The sequence below is a fragment of the Streptomyces sp. NPDC028298 genome (assembly GCF_055565895.1).
On record NZ_JBVHTL010000004.1, the window covers coordinates 657,806 to 672,912 of the forward strand.

Sequence of the window (15,107 nt, forward strand, 5' to 3'; positions counted from 1 at the left end):
CCCACCCTATGCATCGACTCGAACCGTGAATTCACCCTCGGCGACCCGCGCCCGCAGCGTCTCGTCCGCCGCCACCTCGGCCGGGTCCCGGACCACATGACCGTCGGCCCGCTGCAGCACCGCGTACCCCCGCTGGAGGGTCGCCGCGGGGGAGAGGGCCACCACGCGCGCGTGGGTGTGCGTCAGCTCCGAGTCCGCGCGGTCCAGCAGATGCCCGAGGGTGCGCCGCCCCCGGTCGAGCAGGGCGGACACCTGGTCCGCCCGCTCGTCGATCATCCGGTGCGGATCCTCCATCGAGGGCCGGGCCAGCGCGTGCGCGAGGCCGCGCTCCTCGCGGTCGATGAACGACTGGACGCAGCGCCGCGCCCGGTCCCGCAGGAACCGCACCCGCTCGTACTCCTCGCCGACGTCCGGCACGACCTTCTTGGCGGCGTCCGTCGGTGTGGAGGCCCGCAGGTCCGCCACGAGGTCGAGCAGCGGGCTGTCCGGCTCGTGCCCGATCGCCGACACGACCGGCGTACGGCAGGCCGCGACCGCGCGGACGAGCTGTTCGTCGGAGAACGGCAGCAGGTCCTCCACGCTGCCGCCGCCGCGCGCCACCACGATCACGTCGACCTCTTCGAGGGCGTCCAGCTCCTTCACCGCCTGCACGACCTGCGGTACGGCGTGGACACCCTGCACGGCGACGTTGCGCACCTCGAAGCGGACGGCGGGCCAGCGGTGCCGCGCGTTCTCCAGCACGTCACGCTCGGCCGCCGACGCGCGCCCGCACACCAGCCCGATGAGCTGCGGCAGGAACGGCAGCGCCTTCTTGCGCTCCGCCGCGAACAGCCCCTCGGCCGCCAGCGACTTCTTGAGCTGTTCGAGACGGGCCAGAAGCTCTCCCACTCCCACCGGTTTGATCTCGGTGGCGCGCAGGGAGAGCTGCCCGCGCGGCGCGTACCACTCCGGTTTGGCCAGGACGACTACCCGGGCGCCCTCGCTCACGACGTCGGAGACCGCGTCGAAGACCTGTCGGTAGCAGGTCACGCTCACCGAGATGTCGTACGACGGGTCGCGCAGCGTCAGGAAGACGACGCCCGCGCCGGGGCGCCGCGACAACTGGGTGATCTGCCCCTCGACCCACACCGCGCCGAGCCGGTCGATCCATCCCCCGATGAGCCGTGACACCTCGCCGACGGGCAGCGGAGCGTCCGCGGACGTGTTGAGAGCCATGCGCCCGAGCGTAGTGGGCCCCACCGACAACGCCCGTGCGGTCCGCCACGGTTCGAGGCCGTCGGCCGCGGCTCGCGGCCGTCCGCAGCGGTCCGGCCCCTGGCCGTGCACGGTCCGGCCCCCGTCGGGTGGGGTGCTGCCCCCGGTCGGGGACTACCCCGTCGCGGCCCCAGCCCGCCCCCGTTGGGCGAACAGCACCACCAGCCCCGCCGCCAGCCACACGATGCCCGTCACCTGGGCCGTTCCCGACGCCTCGGCGATCACCGCGACGGTGATCGCGGCCCCCAGTACGGGCAGGAGCACGTGCCGCCACCACACCACGGGCCCGCCCAGATGCCGTACGGCGAACCAGCCCACCACCGACGCGTGCAGCAGCGTGAACGCGGTCAGCGCGCCGATGTCGACCACCGAGACCAGCTTGTCCAGGCCGTCGTCGCGGCGCGCCGCCCAGACGGCGGCGACCGTCGTGATCACCGCCGCGCACAGCAGTGCCGCGCGCGGCACCCCGGACCCGGTCCGCGCCAGGGCCCGCGGCAGCCGCCGGTCGCGGGCCATCGCGAAGACGATCCGCCCGGCCGCGGCCTGCCCGGCCAGCGCCGCGAAGGCCGCGCCGACCGCCTTGCTCACGGCGACCAGGTTGTGCAGCCACGAGCCGACGGCGGCGTCCACGGCGTCGTAGAACGCCGGCCCCTGGAGCGCGGGGTCGGCGGCGAGCCGCGCGGACGGCAGCGGCTCCAGCAGCGCCGCCAGATAGGTCTGCGCCACGAACAGCACACCCGCGAGCACGAGACAGAACAGCACCGCGCGGGCCACCTTCTCCGAACCGCCCGTGACCTCCTCGGCGAAGGAGGCGATCGCGTCGAAGCCCAGGAAGGACAGGACGGCGACCGAGACGGCGCCGAGCACGGCCGACAGCGCGAACGCGCCCTGCGTGCCGTCACCCGACAGCGGGGACAGCCAGTCGCGGTGCGCGCCGTCGCGCGCGAGCACCACGGCCGCCGCCACGACGAAGACGACGAGGACCACGATCTCCGTCGCGAGCACCAGGAAGCCGACGCGCGCCGCGGTGCGGACCCCCAGGAGATTGAGGGACGTCGTGACGAGGACGGCGAGCGTGGTCCACACCCACCGGGACACCTCCGGGACCAGCGCGTTCATCGCGATCCCGGAGAACAGATAGGCCACCGCCGGGATGAGCAGATAGTCCAGCATCACCATCCACCCGGCGACGAACCCGGCCGCCGGGCCGAGCCCCGCGCGCGCGTAGGCGAACACCGAACCGGCCTGGGGGACCACCCGGACCATCTGGGCGTAGCTGAAGGCGGTGAACGCCATGGCGGCCGTCGCGACGACGTACACCAGCGCGACCGCCCCGTGCGACCTCGCGTCCAGCGTCCCGAAGATCCCGACCGGTGCCATCGGCGCGATGAACAGCAGGCCGTAGACGACCAGGTCCCGGAAGCCGAGGCTGCGGCGCAGCCCCCGCCCGGCGGGGTCCGCCTCGGCGGTGGCCGGTGCTTCGGACATCGTGCCTCCCGGGAATCGCCTGGTCCCACCCCCAGCGGCTGTCCACAGTCTCTCCGAGGAGGCGATCCCCGACCCGCCGGACGCGGCCTTACGATGGGGGCATGACCGCTTCGCCTGGCCGCCGTGTCCTGCTCGCCGCCCCCCGTGGCTACTGCGCGGGCGTGGACCGCGCCGTGATCGCCGTCGAGAAGGCCCTCGAGCAGTACGGGGCCCCGATCTACGTCCGTCACGAGATCGTCCACAACAAGTACGTCGTGCAGACGCTGGAGAAGAAGGGCGCGATCTTCGTCGAGCAGACGGCGGAGGTCCCCGAGGGGTCCATCGTCATGTTCTCGGCGCACGGCGTCGCCCCCGTCGTCCACGACGAGGCCGCCGCCGGCAAGCTCGCCACCATCGACGCGACGTGCCCGCTGGTCACCAAGGTCCACAAGGAAGCCGTCCGTTTCGCCAACGACGACTTCGACATCCTCCTCATCGGGCACGAGGGCCACGAGGAGGTCATCGGCACCTCCGGCGAGGCGCCCGACCACATCACCCTGGTCGACGGCCCCGAGGACGTCGCCAAGGTCGAGGTCCGCGACCCCTCCCGGGTCGTCTGGCTCTCCCAGACCACCCTCTCCGTCGACGAGACGATGGAGACGGTCGACGCCCTCAAGGAGAAGTTCCCGCTCCTCATCTCGCCGCCGAGCGACGACATCTGCTACGCCACGCAGAACCGCCAGCTCGCCGTGAAGCAGATGGGTGCGGAGGCCGAGCTGGTCATCGTGGTCGGATCGCGCAACTCCTCGAACTCGGTCCGGCTGGTCGAGGTAGCCAAGCTGGCCGGCGCCCGCGCCGCCTACCTGGTGGACTTCGCCGAGGAGATCGACGAGGCCTGGCTGGAGGGCGTGACCACGGTCGGTGTCACCTCCGGCGCCTCCGTCCCCGAGGTCCTCGTCGAGCAGGTCCTGGAGTTCCTGTCCGGGCGCGGCTTCGAGGACGTGGAGATCGTCAAGGCCGCCGAGGAGTCCATCACGTTCTCGCTCCCCAAGGAGCTGCGCCGCGACCTGCGCGCGGAGGCGGCCGCTCTGGTGGAGGCGCGTACGGGTGGGCCGTCCGGGAAGTGACATTCAGCCGTACGTCGTAACGTAGGGCCATGAAGATCTTCGGTGTGGACATTGGCGGATCCGGGATCAAGGGTGCCCCTGTGGACCTTGACCGCGGGGACCTCGCGGAGGAGCGCTGCAAGGTGCTCACCCCGCACCCGGCGACGCCCGACGCGGTGGCCGACGGCGTGAAGGAAGTCGTCGACCACTTCGGCTGGACGGGCCCGGTGGGGATCACGTTCCCCGGTGTGGTGACCGGCGGTTCCACCATCCGTACGGCGGCGAACGTCGACAAGTCCTGGATCGACACCGACGCGGGCGCGCTGCTCGGCGAGCGGCTGGGCGGCCTGCCGGTGACCGTGCTGAACGACGCCGACGCGGCGGGTGTCGCGGAGATGGAGTTCGGGGCCGGGAAGGGCCGCCGGGGCACGGTCATCCTGCTCACCTTCGGCACCGGCATCGGCAGCGCCGTGTTCACGGACGGCGAGCTGGTCCCGAACACCGAGCTGGGGCACCTGGAGCTGAACGGCCACGACGCCGAGAAGAAGGCGTCCACCAAGGCCAAGGACGACCACGAGCTGACCTGGGAGCACTGGTCGCGCCGTGTCTCCAAGTACCTCGCCCATGTCGAGATGCTGTTCTCCCCCGAGCTGTTCATCATCGGCGGCGGAGTCAGTCGCAAGTCCGAGAAGTTCCTGCCGCTGATCGAGGGCATCAAGGCGGAGATCGTTCCGGCGCAGCTCCAGAACAACGCCGGGATCGTGGGCGCGGCGATGCGGGCCGCGCAGATCGGCCGCTAGCGGCGACACCGCTCCCGACGGCAGGAGAGGGCGCAGGCCGACATGACGAGGGCCGCCCGCCCGCCGTCCACGGACAGCGGTACGAGGCCCGTCAGCCCGCCTGTCCGCGGGCGGACGGGCGGCGGACGGGCGGTCGGGTACGCGGGCCTTCGACGGGCCGTCAGCGGGCCTGTCTGCCGGGCGGTACGGCGCGTGCCCGCTCGCGCCGCTGGGCGGCCCGGCGCCGCGACATCAGACGGATCCGGCGGAGCGTCACGACGAGGACCGCGGCCAGCGTCCCCCCGTACAGCCAGCCCGCCTGCAGGGCCAGCGTGGTGACCAGGCCCATGAAGAACCCGCCGAGCCCGCCCCCGCCGTCGTCGGTGATCGGCGGCAGCCCGCAGGCGAAGGCGATCGGCAGGACCACGGGGGCCGTCACCAGGTCGCCGGGCCGCACCCACAGCGCGGTCAGCACGCACACGGGCAGGAACAGCACCCCGTAGACCGTGGCCGACCCGCCGAACAGCAGGTGGTCCAGGCAGGCCAGCGCGAACATCGACGCGCCGCAGAACAGGCCGCCCCCGAGCCCGGTCAGCCGGGGACGCGAGGAACGGCGCGGTTGCCCGGCCGCCGCGGGCACGGGTCGCCGCGCCACCGGGCCGTCCCGTCGGACACCGCCGTTCGCCGCCCGTCCGGCCTGGGCCGGAACAGGTGCTCCGCGTCGCGGTCTGTACTGAGGGGGACGCGTCCTGTGTTGCTCCACTGGACCAACTTAGGTCGTTTTATGTGTGGAACGGCTCATCGGACACGCCGGAGACCGGCCGAAGGCGAGGCCGTGGAAAGAGCTTGGCCATGCGTTCGATACCTCGCGGGCGGGGGGCGGGCCACGCCGTAGACTGGTGGATCGGCCCGCTCTTCTGGAGGGCCCTTCGCCCATCCTCTCGTACGGGAAGTCGCAACGTGTCGCTCACGATCGGAATCGTCGGTCTGCCCAATGTCGGCAAGTCGACCCTGTTCAACGCCCTGACCAAGAACGACGTGCTCGCGGCCAACTACCCGTTCGCCACGATCGAGCCGAACGTCGGCGTGGTCGGTGTCCCCGACCCGCGTCTGACCAAGCTGGCCGAGATCTTCTCCTCGCAGCGCGTCCTGCCGGCGACCGTCGACTTCGTCGACATCGCGGGCATCGTGCGCGGCGCGAGCGAGGGCGAGGGCCTGGGCAACAAGTTCCTCGCCAACATCCGTGAGTCGGACGCGATCTGCCAGGTCATCCGTGCGTTCAAGGACGAGAACGTCGTGCACGTCGACGGCAAGGTCTCGCCCAAGGACGACATCGAGACGATCAACACCGAGCTGATCCTCGCCGACCTCCAGACGATCGAGAAGGTCCTGCCGCGCCTCCAGAAGGAGTCGCGCATCAAGAAGGACATCGCGCCCAAGGTCGCGGCGGTCGAGGCGGCCAAGGAGATCCTGGAGAAGGGCGACACCCTGTTCTCCGCGGGCATCGTCCAGGGCTCCGGCAACGAGGAACTGCTGCACGACCTGCACCTGCTCACGACCAAGCCGTTCCTCTACGTCTTCAACGTGGACGAGGACGAGCTGGTCGACGAGGACTTCAAGGCCGAGCAGCGCGCCCTGGTCGCCCCCGCCGAGGCGATCTTCCTCAACGCCAAGCTGGAGCAGGACCTCGCCGAGCTGGACGAGGAGGACGCCCTGGAGCTCCTGGAGTCGGTGGGCGCCGAGGAGCCGGGCCTGGCCACGCTGGCCCGCGTCGGCTTCAACACCCTCGGCCTGCAGACCTACCTGACGGCCGGCCCGAAGGAATCCCGCGCCTGGACCATCAAGAAGGGCGCGACGGCCCCCGAGGCCGCCGGTGTGATCCACACCGACTTCCAGAAGGGCTTCATCAAGGCCGAGGTCATCTCCTTCGCCGACCTGGTCGAGACCGGCTCGGTCGCCGAGGCCCGCGCCAAGGGCAAGGCCCGCATGGAGGGCAAGGAGTACGTCATGCAGGACGGCGACGTGGTGGAGTTCCGCTTCAACGTGTAGTCGTGCATGCCCGCACGTCGGCGGCCGAGTCGAACGTGCGAGCCGGAAAGGGGTCGGACTCTGTCGAGTCCGGCCCCTTCGCCGTCCCCGTGCCGGACGGGTGCCGAATGGTGTGACGTGGGGTCGGGGAGCGGTCAGGTCTCGTACACCGTGGACCGGTGTCCCCCGTGGACGACCCGGCGTCTCCCGTGAGGAACTGGGCGAGGGTGGTTACTAAGGGGGACCTGCTGGCCGCCTGGCCTTTGTGAGCGGCGTACGGCGGGTGGGGTACGGGAGTCGCTGAATCCCGAGGGCGTTCAGGGCCGGGCCAGGCCCGTCTTCACGCCGGCGCCGCACAGCGGCACCACCGCCTCCCGGCGGCCGAGCGCGCCCTCGCGGACCGCCGCCCAGCAGGCCACGCCCGTCGACTCCACGTACAGGCCGCGTCCCGCGAGGTCCGTCTGCGCGTGACGGATCTGGTCCTCCGTCACCGTCAGGAAGGCGCCCCCGGAGGCGCGAACCGCGCTCAGGATCTGGCGGGCCCGCAGCGGGTGCGGGATCGCGATGCCCTCGGCGAACGTGGGCGCCATCGGAGTGACGCCGACGAGGTCGTCCGCGCCCTCGGACCAGGCGCGGGCCAGCGGGGCGACCGCGGCGGACTGGACGGCGTACAGGGCCGGCCTCTTGTCGATCAGCCCCGCCGCGTGCAGCTCGGCCACGGCGAGGGCGGCACCGAGGAGCAGCGTGCCGTTGCCGACCGGCACCACGACGGCGTCCGGCAGGCGGCCGCCCAGGTCCTCCCAGAGCTCGTGGACGTACGTCTTCGTGCCGTGCAGGAAGTACGGGTTGAAGACGTGCGAGGCGTAGAACACGCCGTCCTCGTCGGCCGCCTCACGGGCCGCGCGTGCCGTCGCCTCGCGGTCGCCGTCGACCACCCGCAGCCGTGCCCCGTGCGCCTCGATCTGCTCCAGCTTCTTCGCCGAGGTGCCCTCGGGGACGTACACCGTGCACGGCAGCCCGGCCCGGGCGCAGTAGGCGGCGACGGCCGTGCCCGCGTTGCCGCTGCTGTCCGCGAGCACCTGCCGGGGTCCGAGCCGCAGCGCCAGCTCGGCCAGCAGCACGGCCCCGCGGTCCTTGAACGACAGCGTCGGCATCAGGAAGTCGAGCTTGGCGAGCACGCCCTCGCGCAGCGGGACCAGCGGGGTACGGCCCTCGCCGAGGCTGACCGTGGGCGCGGCGAGCGGCAGGCACTCCGCGTACCGCCACAGCGAGTTCACCCGGCCGGTCAGGGACGCCAGGGGAGCCGGTGTCGGCGAGAAGTCCAGGTCGAGCGGGCCGCGGCAGACCGGGCAGCACCAGGCGAGCGAGCCGGCGGGGACGCGCGTGCCGTCCGTCGGGCAGAAGCAGTCCGGCAGTGCAGTCATGGGTGCAGGTTAGACGCGCGACCGCGGGGCGCGGCGTTCCCGAGGGCCCGGCCACGTCCGTGCTCCGGCCGTCGTCCGGTCGATCCCTGTCGCGGCCCTGTCCGTGCTCCGGCCGTTGTCCGGTGGGTCCCTTGTCGCGGCCCCGTCCGCGCTCCGGCCGTCGCCCGGCCGGCCCCGTCATGGCCCTCGCCCGTGCTCCTGCCGTTGTCCGGTGGGTCCCTGTCGCGGCCCCGTCCGCGCTCCGGCCGGCGCCCGGCCGGCCCCTGTCACGACGCCTGTCACGGCCCCCGTCCGCGCCCCGGTCACCGTCCGGTCGGCCTCCGTCACCGCTCCGCCCGTGCCGTGCGTACGATGCGCCCAGCCATTCGGCAGTCGTACGCGCGTTCCATCACGGATGGATGAGGAGCAAGGGAAACCGTGGCCATACCCCCGCCGCCCGGACCGCAGCAGCCCGAAGGGCAGTACCCGCCGCCGGGGACCCCGCCGTATCCCCGGTATCCCTCCCCGGAGGGCCCGTTCCAGCAGCCCCCGCAGGCCCCCTACGCGGGGCCGTACCAGCCCTGGGGGCAGGGCTACTCCCCGTACAACCGGCCCGTCCCGTTCAACGGGCTCGCGATCGCGGCGCTGGTCCTCGGCATCCTCTGCCTCCTTCCCGCCGTCGGGCTGGTGCTCGGGATCGTGGCGCTCGTCCAGATCAAACGGCGCGGCGAGCGCGGCAAGGGCATGGCGGTGGCCGGCATGGTGATGTCGTCGATCGGTGTCGTGCTGCTCGCGCTCATGGTCGCCACCGGGGGAGCCCGCGATTTCTGGGAGGGCTTCGAGGACGCGGCCGGCGACTCGGGAGGCTCGGCGTTCTCGCTGGAGGTGGGCGAGTGCTTCGACACCGCGGGCGGCTCCTTGAAGGGTGTGACGATCGACGTCGACGAGGTGCCGTGCACGCGTGAGCACGACGCCGAGGTGTTCGCGGAGTTCGAGATGTCCGAGGGCGACTACCCGGGCCAGGACGAGGCGGCCGACGAGGCCGACCGGCGGTGCTATCTGCTCCGGAACACCTACGCGATGGACTCCTGGGCCGTCCCGGCGGACGTGGCCGTGTACTCCTTCACGCCGACGGCGCAGAGCTGGCGCGTCGGCGACCGCGAGGTGAGCTGTCTGTTCGGGAACACCGACGACGAGGCCGGCCTGACGGGCTCCCTGCGCAACGACCAGCTCACGCTGGACCCCGACCAGTACTCGTATCTGAGCTCGGCGGCGGCCATCGACAACGCGCTGGACGCGATACCCGACACCGAGTACATCGACGACGACCTGCCCGCCTACAAGGAGTGGGCGGGCCACGTCTCGGAGGCGCTGGCCTGGGAGGCGGACGGGCTGCCCGCGCACAGGTTCTCGCCGGAGGCCGCCAAGCTCGTCGCGGCCCTGGCCAAGGACCTGGAGCGCTCGGCGAAGGAGTGGGACAAGGCCGCGCGGGCGCCGGACGCGGACACCTTCTCCGACCACTACGAGAAGGCCCTGAAGCTCATCGACCCCGAGAAGACGGTCACCACCCGCAAGGCTCTGGGGCTCGCCACCACCCCGCCCGTGTACGACGACGGAGGGGGCGCCGGTAGCGGCGGCGAAGACGGTCCCGGGATCGAGGTGTGACGGCAGCCACAGTGGGGAGAAAGTGCCTGCGTAATGCCCTCAAAGGCGCGCGTCATCACTTCGAGTGATTCTCTGGCCTTCGCTTGCATGGCACAACCCACGGTTGCCACGCTGTTGCTGTCTGTACAACCTGATGGGAGCGGCTAAGTGACATTCGGTGAGCAGCCGGCGTATCTGCGCGTCGCGGGTGATCTCCGCAAGAAGATCGTCGACGGCTCGCTGCCACCGCACACCCGGCTCCCCTCGCAGGCCAGGATCCGCGAGGAGTACGGGGTCTCGGACACCGTCGCCCTGGAGGCGCGCAAGGTGCTGATGGCCGAGGGCCTGGTCGAGGGCCGCTCCGGCTCGGGCACGTACGTCCGCGAGCGTCCGGTGCCGCGCCGCGTGGCCCGCTCCGGATACCGGCCGGACAGCGGCGCCACCCCCTTCCGTCAGGAGCAGGCCGACTTCGCGGTGCGCGGCACCTGGGAGTCCCGCAGCCGTCAGGTCGAGGCGAGCGGCGCGATCGCCGAGCGGCTGGCCATCCAGCCCGGCGACCGCGTGATGTGCACGAACTACGTCTACCGCGACGGCGGAGAGGCGATGATGCTCTCCACGTCCTGGGAGCCGCTCGCCGTGACCGGGCGCACGCCGGTGATGCTCCCCGAGGAGGGCCCGCTCGGCGGCATGGGAGTCGTCGAGCGCATGGCGGCCATCGACGTGATCGTGGACAACGTCACCGAGGAAGTGGGCGCGCGCCCCGGACTCGCCGAGGAACTCCTGGCGCTGGGCGGCGTGCCCGGACATGTGGTCGTCGTCATCCAGCGCACCTTCTACGCCTCGGGCCGCCCCGTCGAGACGGCGGACGTGGTGGTCCCGGCGGACCGCTACCGCATCGCCTACCACCTGCCCGTGAAGTGACCGCGCGTCACCCGGGCCGCGGCTGAGCCCGGTTGGAATCTGGCCTTTCTCAAGTGGGGGACCCGGGAACGACTTCGCCCTGTTCGCGGGCGCGCGAGGAGTCGTGGGCGGCGTGTTCGACGGCGTGCGCCCCCCGGGTCGAAGCTCCTTACTGGCCGGTTGCGTACCTCTTTGTGTAAACCCGTGTTCGCTGCGTGAAGGTAAGGCGTACGCTCGGGCATATGCGGATTGCGGTTTCGATGGAATGCGGGGTTCGACGGGGGCCCGGGGCGGGAAGTGGAGGGGCGCTATGAACGACAGCACGATCACGCTTCCCTGGCTCGTCATACGGCAGGACGACAACGGCAATCGCTATCGCGTGGGCAGGTACGCGACCAGGGCCGAGGCCCAGAAGATCGCGGACAGCCTCGACGACCGCGGGCACAAACAGCTCTACTGGGTCGAGCGGATCGGGCCGAACGGAACCCGCTGATCCACCGGGAGCCGGACCTCGTCCCGCTCCCGTAGGCTCCGGCGCATGACGGAACGGATCGTGGTGGTCGCGGGCGCCCTCGTGCGCGGCGGACGTCTGCTCGCCGCCCGCCGCAGTGCGCCCCCCGACCTCGCCGGCCGCTGGGAGCTTCCGGGCGGCAAGGTCGAACCCGGTGAGACCCCCGAACGCGCCCTCGTGCGCGAGCTGCGCGAGGAGCTCGGCATCGACACGCGGGCGCTGGAGCGCGTCCCCGGGGAGTGGCCGCTGAAGCCGGGATACGTCCTGGTGGTGTGGGCCGCCCGGCTGCTGCCCGGCTCGGCCGAACCGGAGCCCCTGGAGGACCACGACCAACTGCGCTGGCTGAGCGCCGAGGAGATCTGGGACGTGGACTGGCTGGACCAGGACGTGCCGGCGGTCAAGGGCGCACTCCCGTGGCTCGATCCGGGCGCCTGACGACCCGAGTGCCTCCTCGTGCGCCGTTCGCGCCATAGTGTGCCCCGGGCGCGGTAAAGCTCCACCGATACCGGGTATGTGCCCCTTAACCCCCCGAAACCGGGCAGGGGTGGGGTTTCTGGTCTGGGAAGTGATCGGCTTGATCGACACTGACGGCTACTGCGCCGAGTGGACCTTTCCCGCGGAGCCCGGTGCCGTCCGCACCGCCCGCGCCGTCGTCCGGGGGCAGCTCCGCGACTGGGATCTCGAATCCCTCGGCGACATCACCGCGCTCCTGGTCAGCGAACTGGTGACGAACTCGCTCCGCCATGCCACGGGACCGATCGGCGTCCGTCTCGTACGTCCCGAGGACGTGCCGGGCGCTCTGCGCGTCGAGGTCTCCGACCCGCTGCCGGACCCGCCCCGGGAACGGTCCGCCGACACCTCCGACGAGAGCGGCCGCGGACTCCAGCTCCTGGCCGGCTCGTGCCGGCGCTGGGGCACGTGGCCCGCGGACAACGGCAAGACGGTCTGGTTCGAGCTGGCCGTGCCTGACTGAGACACCGGGGCCGGCGCGCCCGCGCGGCGCGCGGCCGGATCACGCTCCCGACCCGTGTCGCGTTGTGTGGTTCGACGGGGTGCCACCTGGTTAGAAGACTGGGAGTATGTCGCGGCCGGTCCAAAAACCATCGGGACCGTGCTGTGATCGTGAACACCGTGTCGCGCGGCACCGTAGTGCTGGATACTGCGGGCAGCCGCCCCCGGTGACCGGTGCCGGACGCGGTGAGCTGGAGGGGACGGTTCGCGTGAGCGAGATACCAGCGAAGGCCACGGAGTCCGAGGACCCGTCGGGCGGCGCGAGGGCCGATGCGGCGGGCGATGACGCGCGCCCGGTTCCCGACGGCACGGCGGACGCGACCACGGAGGACGCGTCGGACGCCGCCGCCGAGGGGGACGCGGCCACGGAGCGCGCGGCCGACGCCGCCGACGGCACGGACCACGCGGCGGGGGCCGCGGTCGCCGGTCCGGACGGCGACCGGAGCGACGGGACGGGCGAGACCGGCGAAGCGCCGGGGGACGCCATGTGGCAGAGCAGTCCGCCCGGTTCGATCTACGACTACATCAAGGCCGCCTCCTTCTCCATCGGCGCGGACGGGCTCGTCGACCAGTGGAGCCTGCGGGCCGAGCAGATCTTCGGCATCCCGGCGGAACGGGCCGTCGGCATTGACCCCATCGAGGCGTTCGTCAGCGAGGACCGGCGCGAGTTCGGTCAGCGGAAGATGGCGGAGATCCTGGACGGCCGCGAGTGGACCGGGCTCGTGCCGTTCCGCACACCCGCCGCCGAGGACGCCGACGAGGGCTCCGAGGACTCCGGGGGCAGGGAGGGCCTCGCCGAGGTCTACGTGATGCCGACGACCACCGAGCACGGCGAGCGAGCCGCCGTATGCATCGTGGTGGACGTCCGTACCCTGCGGACGATCGAGACGGACCTGGCCGCCTCGCAGGCGATTTTCGGTCAATCTCCTTTCGGGTTCCTGCTGATCGACACGGACCTCCAGGTCCGGCGAGCCAACCAGCGATTCGCCTCGATCTTCGGCGGCAGCGTCGACGACCACCGCGGCAAGGGCGTCCACGACTACCTTCCGCGCGCCGAGGCCGAGCGGGTGACGGCGGTTCTGCGCCGGGTCCTTGAGACCGGCGAGTCCATCACGGACATGCACGTCACCGGTCAGGTCCCCGGCTCCGACGAGCGCCGTCACTGGTCCATCAACCTCTACCGCGTGCACAGCGGCAGCGGCCGCCCCATCGGTATCGCGTGGCTCGGAACCGACATCACCTCCCGCCGCGCCGCAGCCCGCGAAGCGGCCGCAGCCCGGCGCAACCTCGCCCTGCTGAACGAGGCGGGCGCCCGCATAGGCAACTCCCTCGACCTGGAGACCACCGCGCGCGAACTCCTGGACGTCGTGGTCCCGGGCTTCTGCGACCTCGCGACGGTCGACCTCTACCAGGGGCTGCTCGCCGGCGACGAGACTCCGCCCGGACTCGCGGACGGCAGCGCCGAACTCCGCCGGGTGGCCTTCGCCAGCGCCGTCTCCGACGCGCCCTTCGCCGGCGGTCCGGCGCCCGTGGCCGTCGGCGCGGTCCACCACTTTCCGTTCAACTCGCCCTGCGCGGACGCCCTGCGCACCGCCCGGCCGCAGCAGATACCCGCCGACGACGGCGGCCTCATCCAGTCGACGCTCGCGGTCCCGATGGTCGCCCACGACACGGTCGTGGGACTCGCCCAGTTCTCCCGCACGAAGGGCAGCGAGCCGTTCGGGGAGCGCGACCGCGCGCTGGCCGTGGAGCTGGCCGCCCGCGCGGCCGTCTGCATCGACAACGCGCGTCTGTACCGCCGTGAGCACGAACGCGCCCTCATCCTTCAGCGGTCCCTGCTGCCCCCGGGCGACCCCGAGGCCTCCGGCCTCGACATCGCGTGCCGCTATCTGCCGGGCAACGCGGCGACGGAGGTCGGCGGCGACTGGTTCGACGTCATCGAACTCCCCGGGCACCGCACGGCGCTCGTGGTGGGCGACGTGATGGGACGCGGGCTGCGCGCCGCCGTGGCGATGGGCGAACTGCGCACCGCGGTACGCACCTTGGCGCTGCTCGACCTCGAACCCGCCGAGGTGCTCTCGGCGCTGGACGAGATCGCGCGCGGCCTCGGCACGCCCGGAGGGGTCCAGCAGGCCACCCGGACGGCCCGTCAGCCCCGCGACGCCGACCTCTCCGAGGTGTACCTGGCGACCTGCGTGTACGCCGTCTACGACTCCGTGACCCGCCGGTGCACCTTCGCCAACGCGGGCCACCTGCCGCCCGTACTGGTCGAGCCCGGCGAGAGCGCGCTGATGCTGGACGTGCCGCCCGGGATGCCGCTCGGGGTGGGCGGCGAGCCCTTCGAGGAGGTGGAGGTCGAACTCCCCGAAGGCGCCCTGCTGGCGCTCTACACGGATGGACTGGTCGAATCGCGCGACCACCCCCTCGACGAGGGACTGCAGGCGTTCGTCGGCGCCCTCACCGACCCCTCCCGGCCGCTGGAGGACGTCTGCGACCACGTCCTCAACACCCTCGACACCCACCACGGCGAGGACGACATCGCCCTGCTGATGGCGCGTGTCCAGGGGCTGCCCGCCGATTCCGTCGGCGACTGGACCCTGCCGCGTGAGCCGCGCAGCGTGGGACGGGCCCGCGAGTACACCCGCACCCAGCTCGTCGCCTGGGACCTGGAGCCGCTCGTCGACACGACGGAACTGCTCGTCAGCGAACTGGTGACGAACGCCCTGCGCTACGGCGAGGGCGAGATCAGGCTGCGGCTGCTCCTCGACCGCACCCTCGTCTGCGAGGTCTGGGACGCCGGACTCGTCCAGCCGCGCCGCCGCCGGGCCCGCGACACCGACGAGGGCGGGCGGGGCCTCCAGCTCGTCGGCCTCCTCTCCGCGGGCTGGGGCTCCCGGCGCACCCCGCGCGGAAAGACCGTGTGGTTCGAACTCCCCCTCCCGGACGGCGAGACCAGCCTCACGGACCCGGCGGAAGCACTGCTGAGCCTGTTCTGAGGGCCGGC

General features: G+C 72.1%; 13 protein-coding genes. 9 read left to right on the top strand and 4 right to left on the bottom strand.

The genetic code is table 11. The features are described from left to right. Positions 1 to 6 precede the first annotated feature (6 nt). A complete protein-coding gene (gene xseA, locus ACZ4TO_RS21920) occupies positions 7 to 1,215 on the bottom strand; it encodes an exodeoxyribonuclease VII large subunit (RefSeq protein ID WP_382787836.1) in 1,209 nt (402 codons plus the stop codon). Between the two features lie 153 nt (positions 1,216 to 1,368). Then, positions 1,369 to 2,742 carry an APC family permease gene (locus tag ACZ4TO_RS21925; protein ID WP_468025005.1) on the bottom strand — a complete coding sequence of 458 codons (1,374 nt, stop codon included), beginning with the start codon at positions 2,740 to 2,742 and terminating at the stop codon, positions 1,369 to 1,371. Between the two features lie 101 nt (positions 2,743 to 2,843). On the opposite strand from ACZ4TO_RS21925, the gene ACZ4TO_RS21930 reads away from it, so the two are divergent. Both ACZ4TO_RS21930 and ppgK read left to right on the top strand, forming a co-directional pair. Beyond that, positions 2,844 to 3,848 (top strand): 4-hydroxy-3-methylbut-2-enyl diphosphate reductase, encoded by a 1,005-nt coding sequence (locus ACZ4TO_RS21930; protein ID WP_382787832.1) that lies wholly within the window; start codon positions 2,844 to 2,846, stop codon positions 3,846 to 3,848. Positions 3,849 to 3,877: 29 nt separating this feature from the next. Continuing rightward, a complete protein-coding gene (gene ppgK / locus ACZ4TO_RS21935) occupies positions 3,878 to 4,627 on the top strand; it encodes a polyphosphate--glucose phosphotransferase (protein ID WP_382787830.1) in 750 nt (249 codons plus the stop codon). Positions 4,628 to 4,787: 160 nt separating this feature from the next. On the opposite strand, the gene ACZ4TO_RS21940 is transcribed toward ppgK, so the two are convergent. Continuing rightward, entirely contained in the window at positions 4,788 to 5,261 is a 474-nt protein-coding gene (locus ACZ4TO_RS21940; protein ID WP_382787828.1) for a DUF6542 domain-containing protein, read from the bottom strand. A gap of 305 nt (positions 5,262 to 5,566) precedes the next feature. Here ACZ4TO_RS21940 and ychF point away from each other — a divergent pair, with 305 nt between their 5' ends. After that, complete coding sequence (gene ychF / locus ACZ4TO_RS21945; protein WP_361685992.1) at positions 5,567 to 6,655, top strand: redox-regulated ATPase YchF; 1,089 nt, start codon at positions 5,567 to 5,569, stop codon at positions 6,653 to 6,655. A 296-nt stretch (positions 6,656 to 6,951) separates the two neighbouring features. On the opposite strand, the gene ACZ4TO_RS21950 is transcribed toward ychF, so the two are convergent. Further along, positions 6,952 to 8,058: a threonine synthase gene (locus ACZ4TO_RS21950; RefSeq protein ID WP_382787826.1), complete on the bottom strand. Its 1,107-nt coding sequence runs from the start codon at positions 8,056 to 8,058 to the stop codon at positions 6,952 to 6,954. A gap of 417 nt (positions 8,059 to 8,475) precedes the next feature. On the opposite strand from ACZ4TO_RS21950, the gene ACZ4TO_RS21955 reads away from it, so the two are divergent. From ACZ4TO_RS21955 to ACZ4TO_RS21980, 6 genes are all read left to right on the top strand, one after another. Continuing rightward, positions 8,476 to 9,702, top strand: coding sequence for a DUF4190 domain-containing protein (locus tag ACZ4TO_RS21955; RefSeq protein ID WP_468025006.1), 1,227 nt, complete (start codon positions 8,476 to 8,478; stop codon positions 9,700 to 9,702). Between the two features lie 147 nt (positions 9,703 to 9,849). Next, positions 9,850 to 10,602: a GntR family transcriptional regulator gene (locus ACZ4TO_RS21960; RefSeq protein WP_382787822.1), complete on the top strand. Its 753-nt coding sequence runs from the start codon at positions 9,850 to 9,852 to the stop codon at positions 10,600 to 10,602. Positions 10,603 to 10,891: 289 nt separating this feature from the next. Further along, positions 10,892 to 11,074, top strand: coding sequence for an SPOR domain-containing protein (locus tag ACZ4TO_RS21965; protein WP_382787819.1), 183 nt, complete (start codon positions 10,892 to 10,894; stop codon positions 11,072 to 11,074). Positions 11,075 to 11,119: 45 nt separating this feature from the next. Next, positions 11,120 to 11,527 carry a (deoxy)nucleoside triphosphate pyrophosphohydrolase gene (locus ACZ4TO_RS21970; protein ID WP_382787817.1) on the top strand — a complete coding sequence of 136 codons (408 nt, stop codon included), beginning with the start codon at positions 11,120 to 11,122 and terminating at the stop codon, positions 11,525 to 11,527. 76 nt (positions 11,528 to 11,603) lie between these two features. Then, positions 11,604 to 12,065, top strand: a complete 462-nt coding sequence (locus tag ACZ4TO_RS21975) for an ATP-binding protein (protein ID WP_382787815.1) — start codon at positions 11,604 to 11,606, stop codon at positions 12,063 to 12,065. 247 nt (positions 12,066 to 12,312) lie between these two features. Further along, positions 12,313 to 15,099: a SpoIIE family protein phosphatase gene (locus tag ACZ4TO_RS21980; protein ID WP_468025007.1), complete on the top strand. Its 2,787-nt coding sequence runs from the start codon at positions 12,313 to 12,315 to the stop codon at positions 15,097 to 15,099. Positions 15,100 to 15,107: the final 8 nt, after the last annotated feature.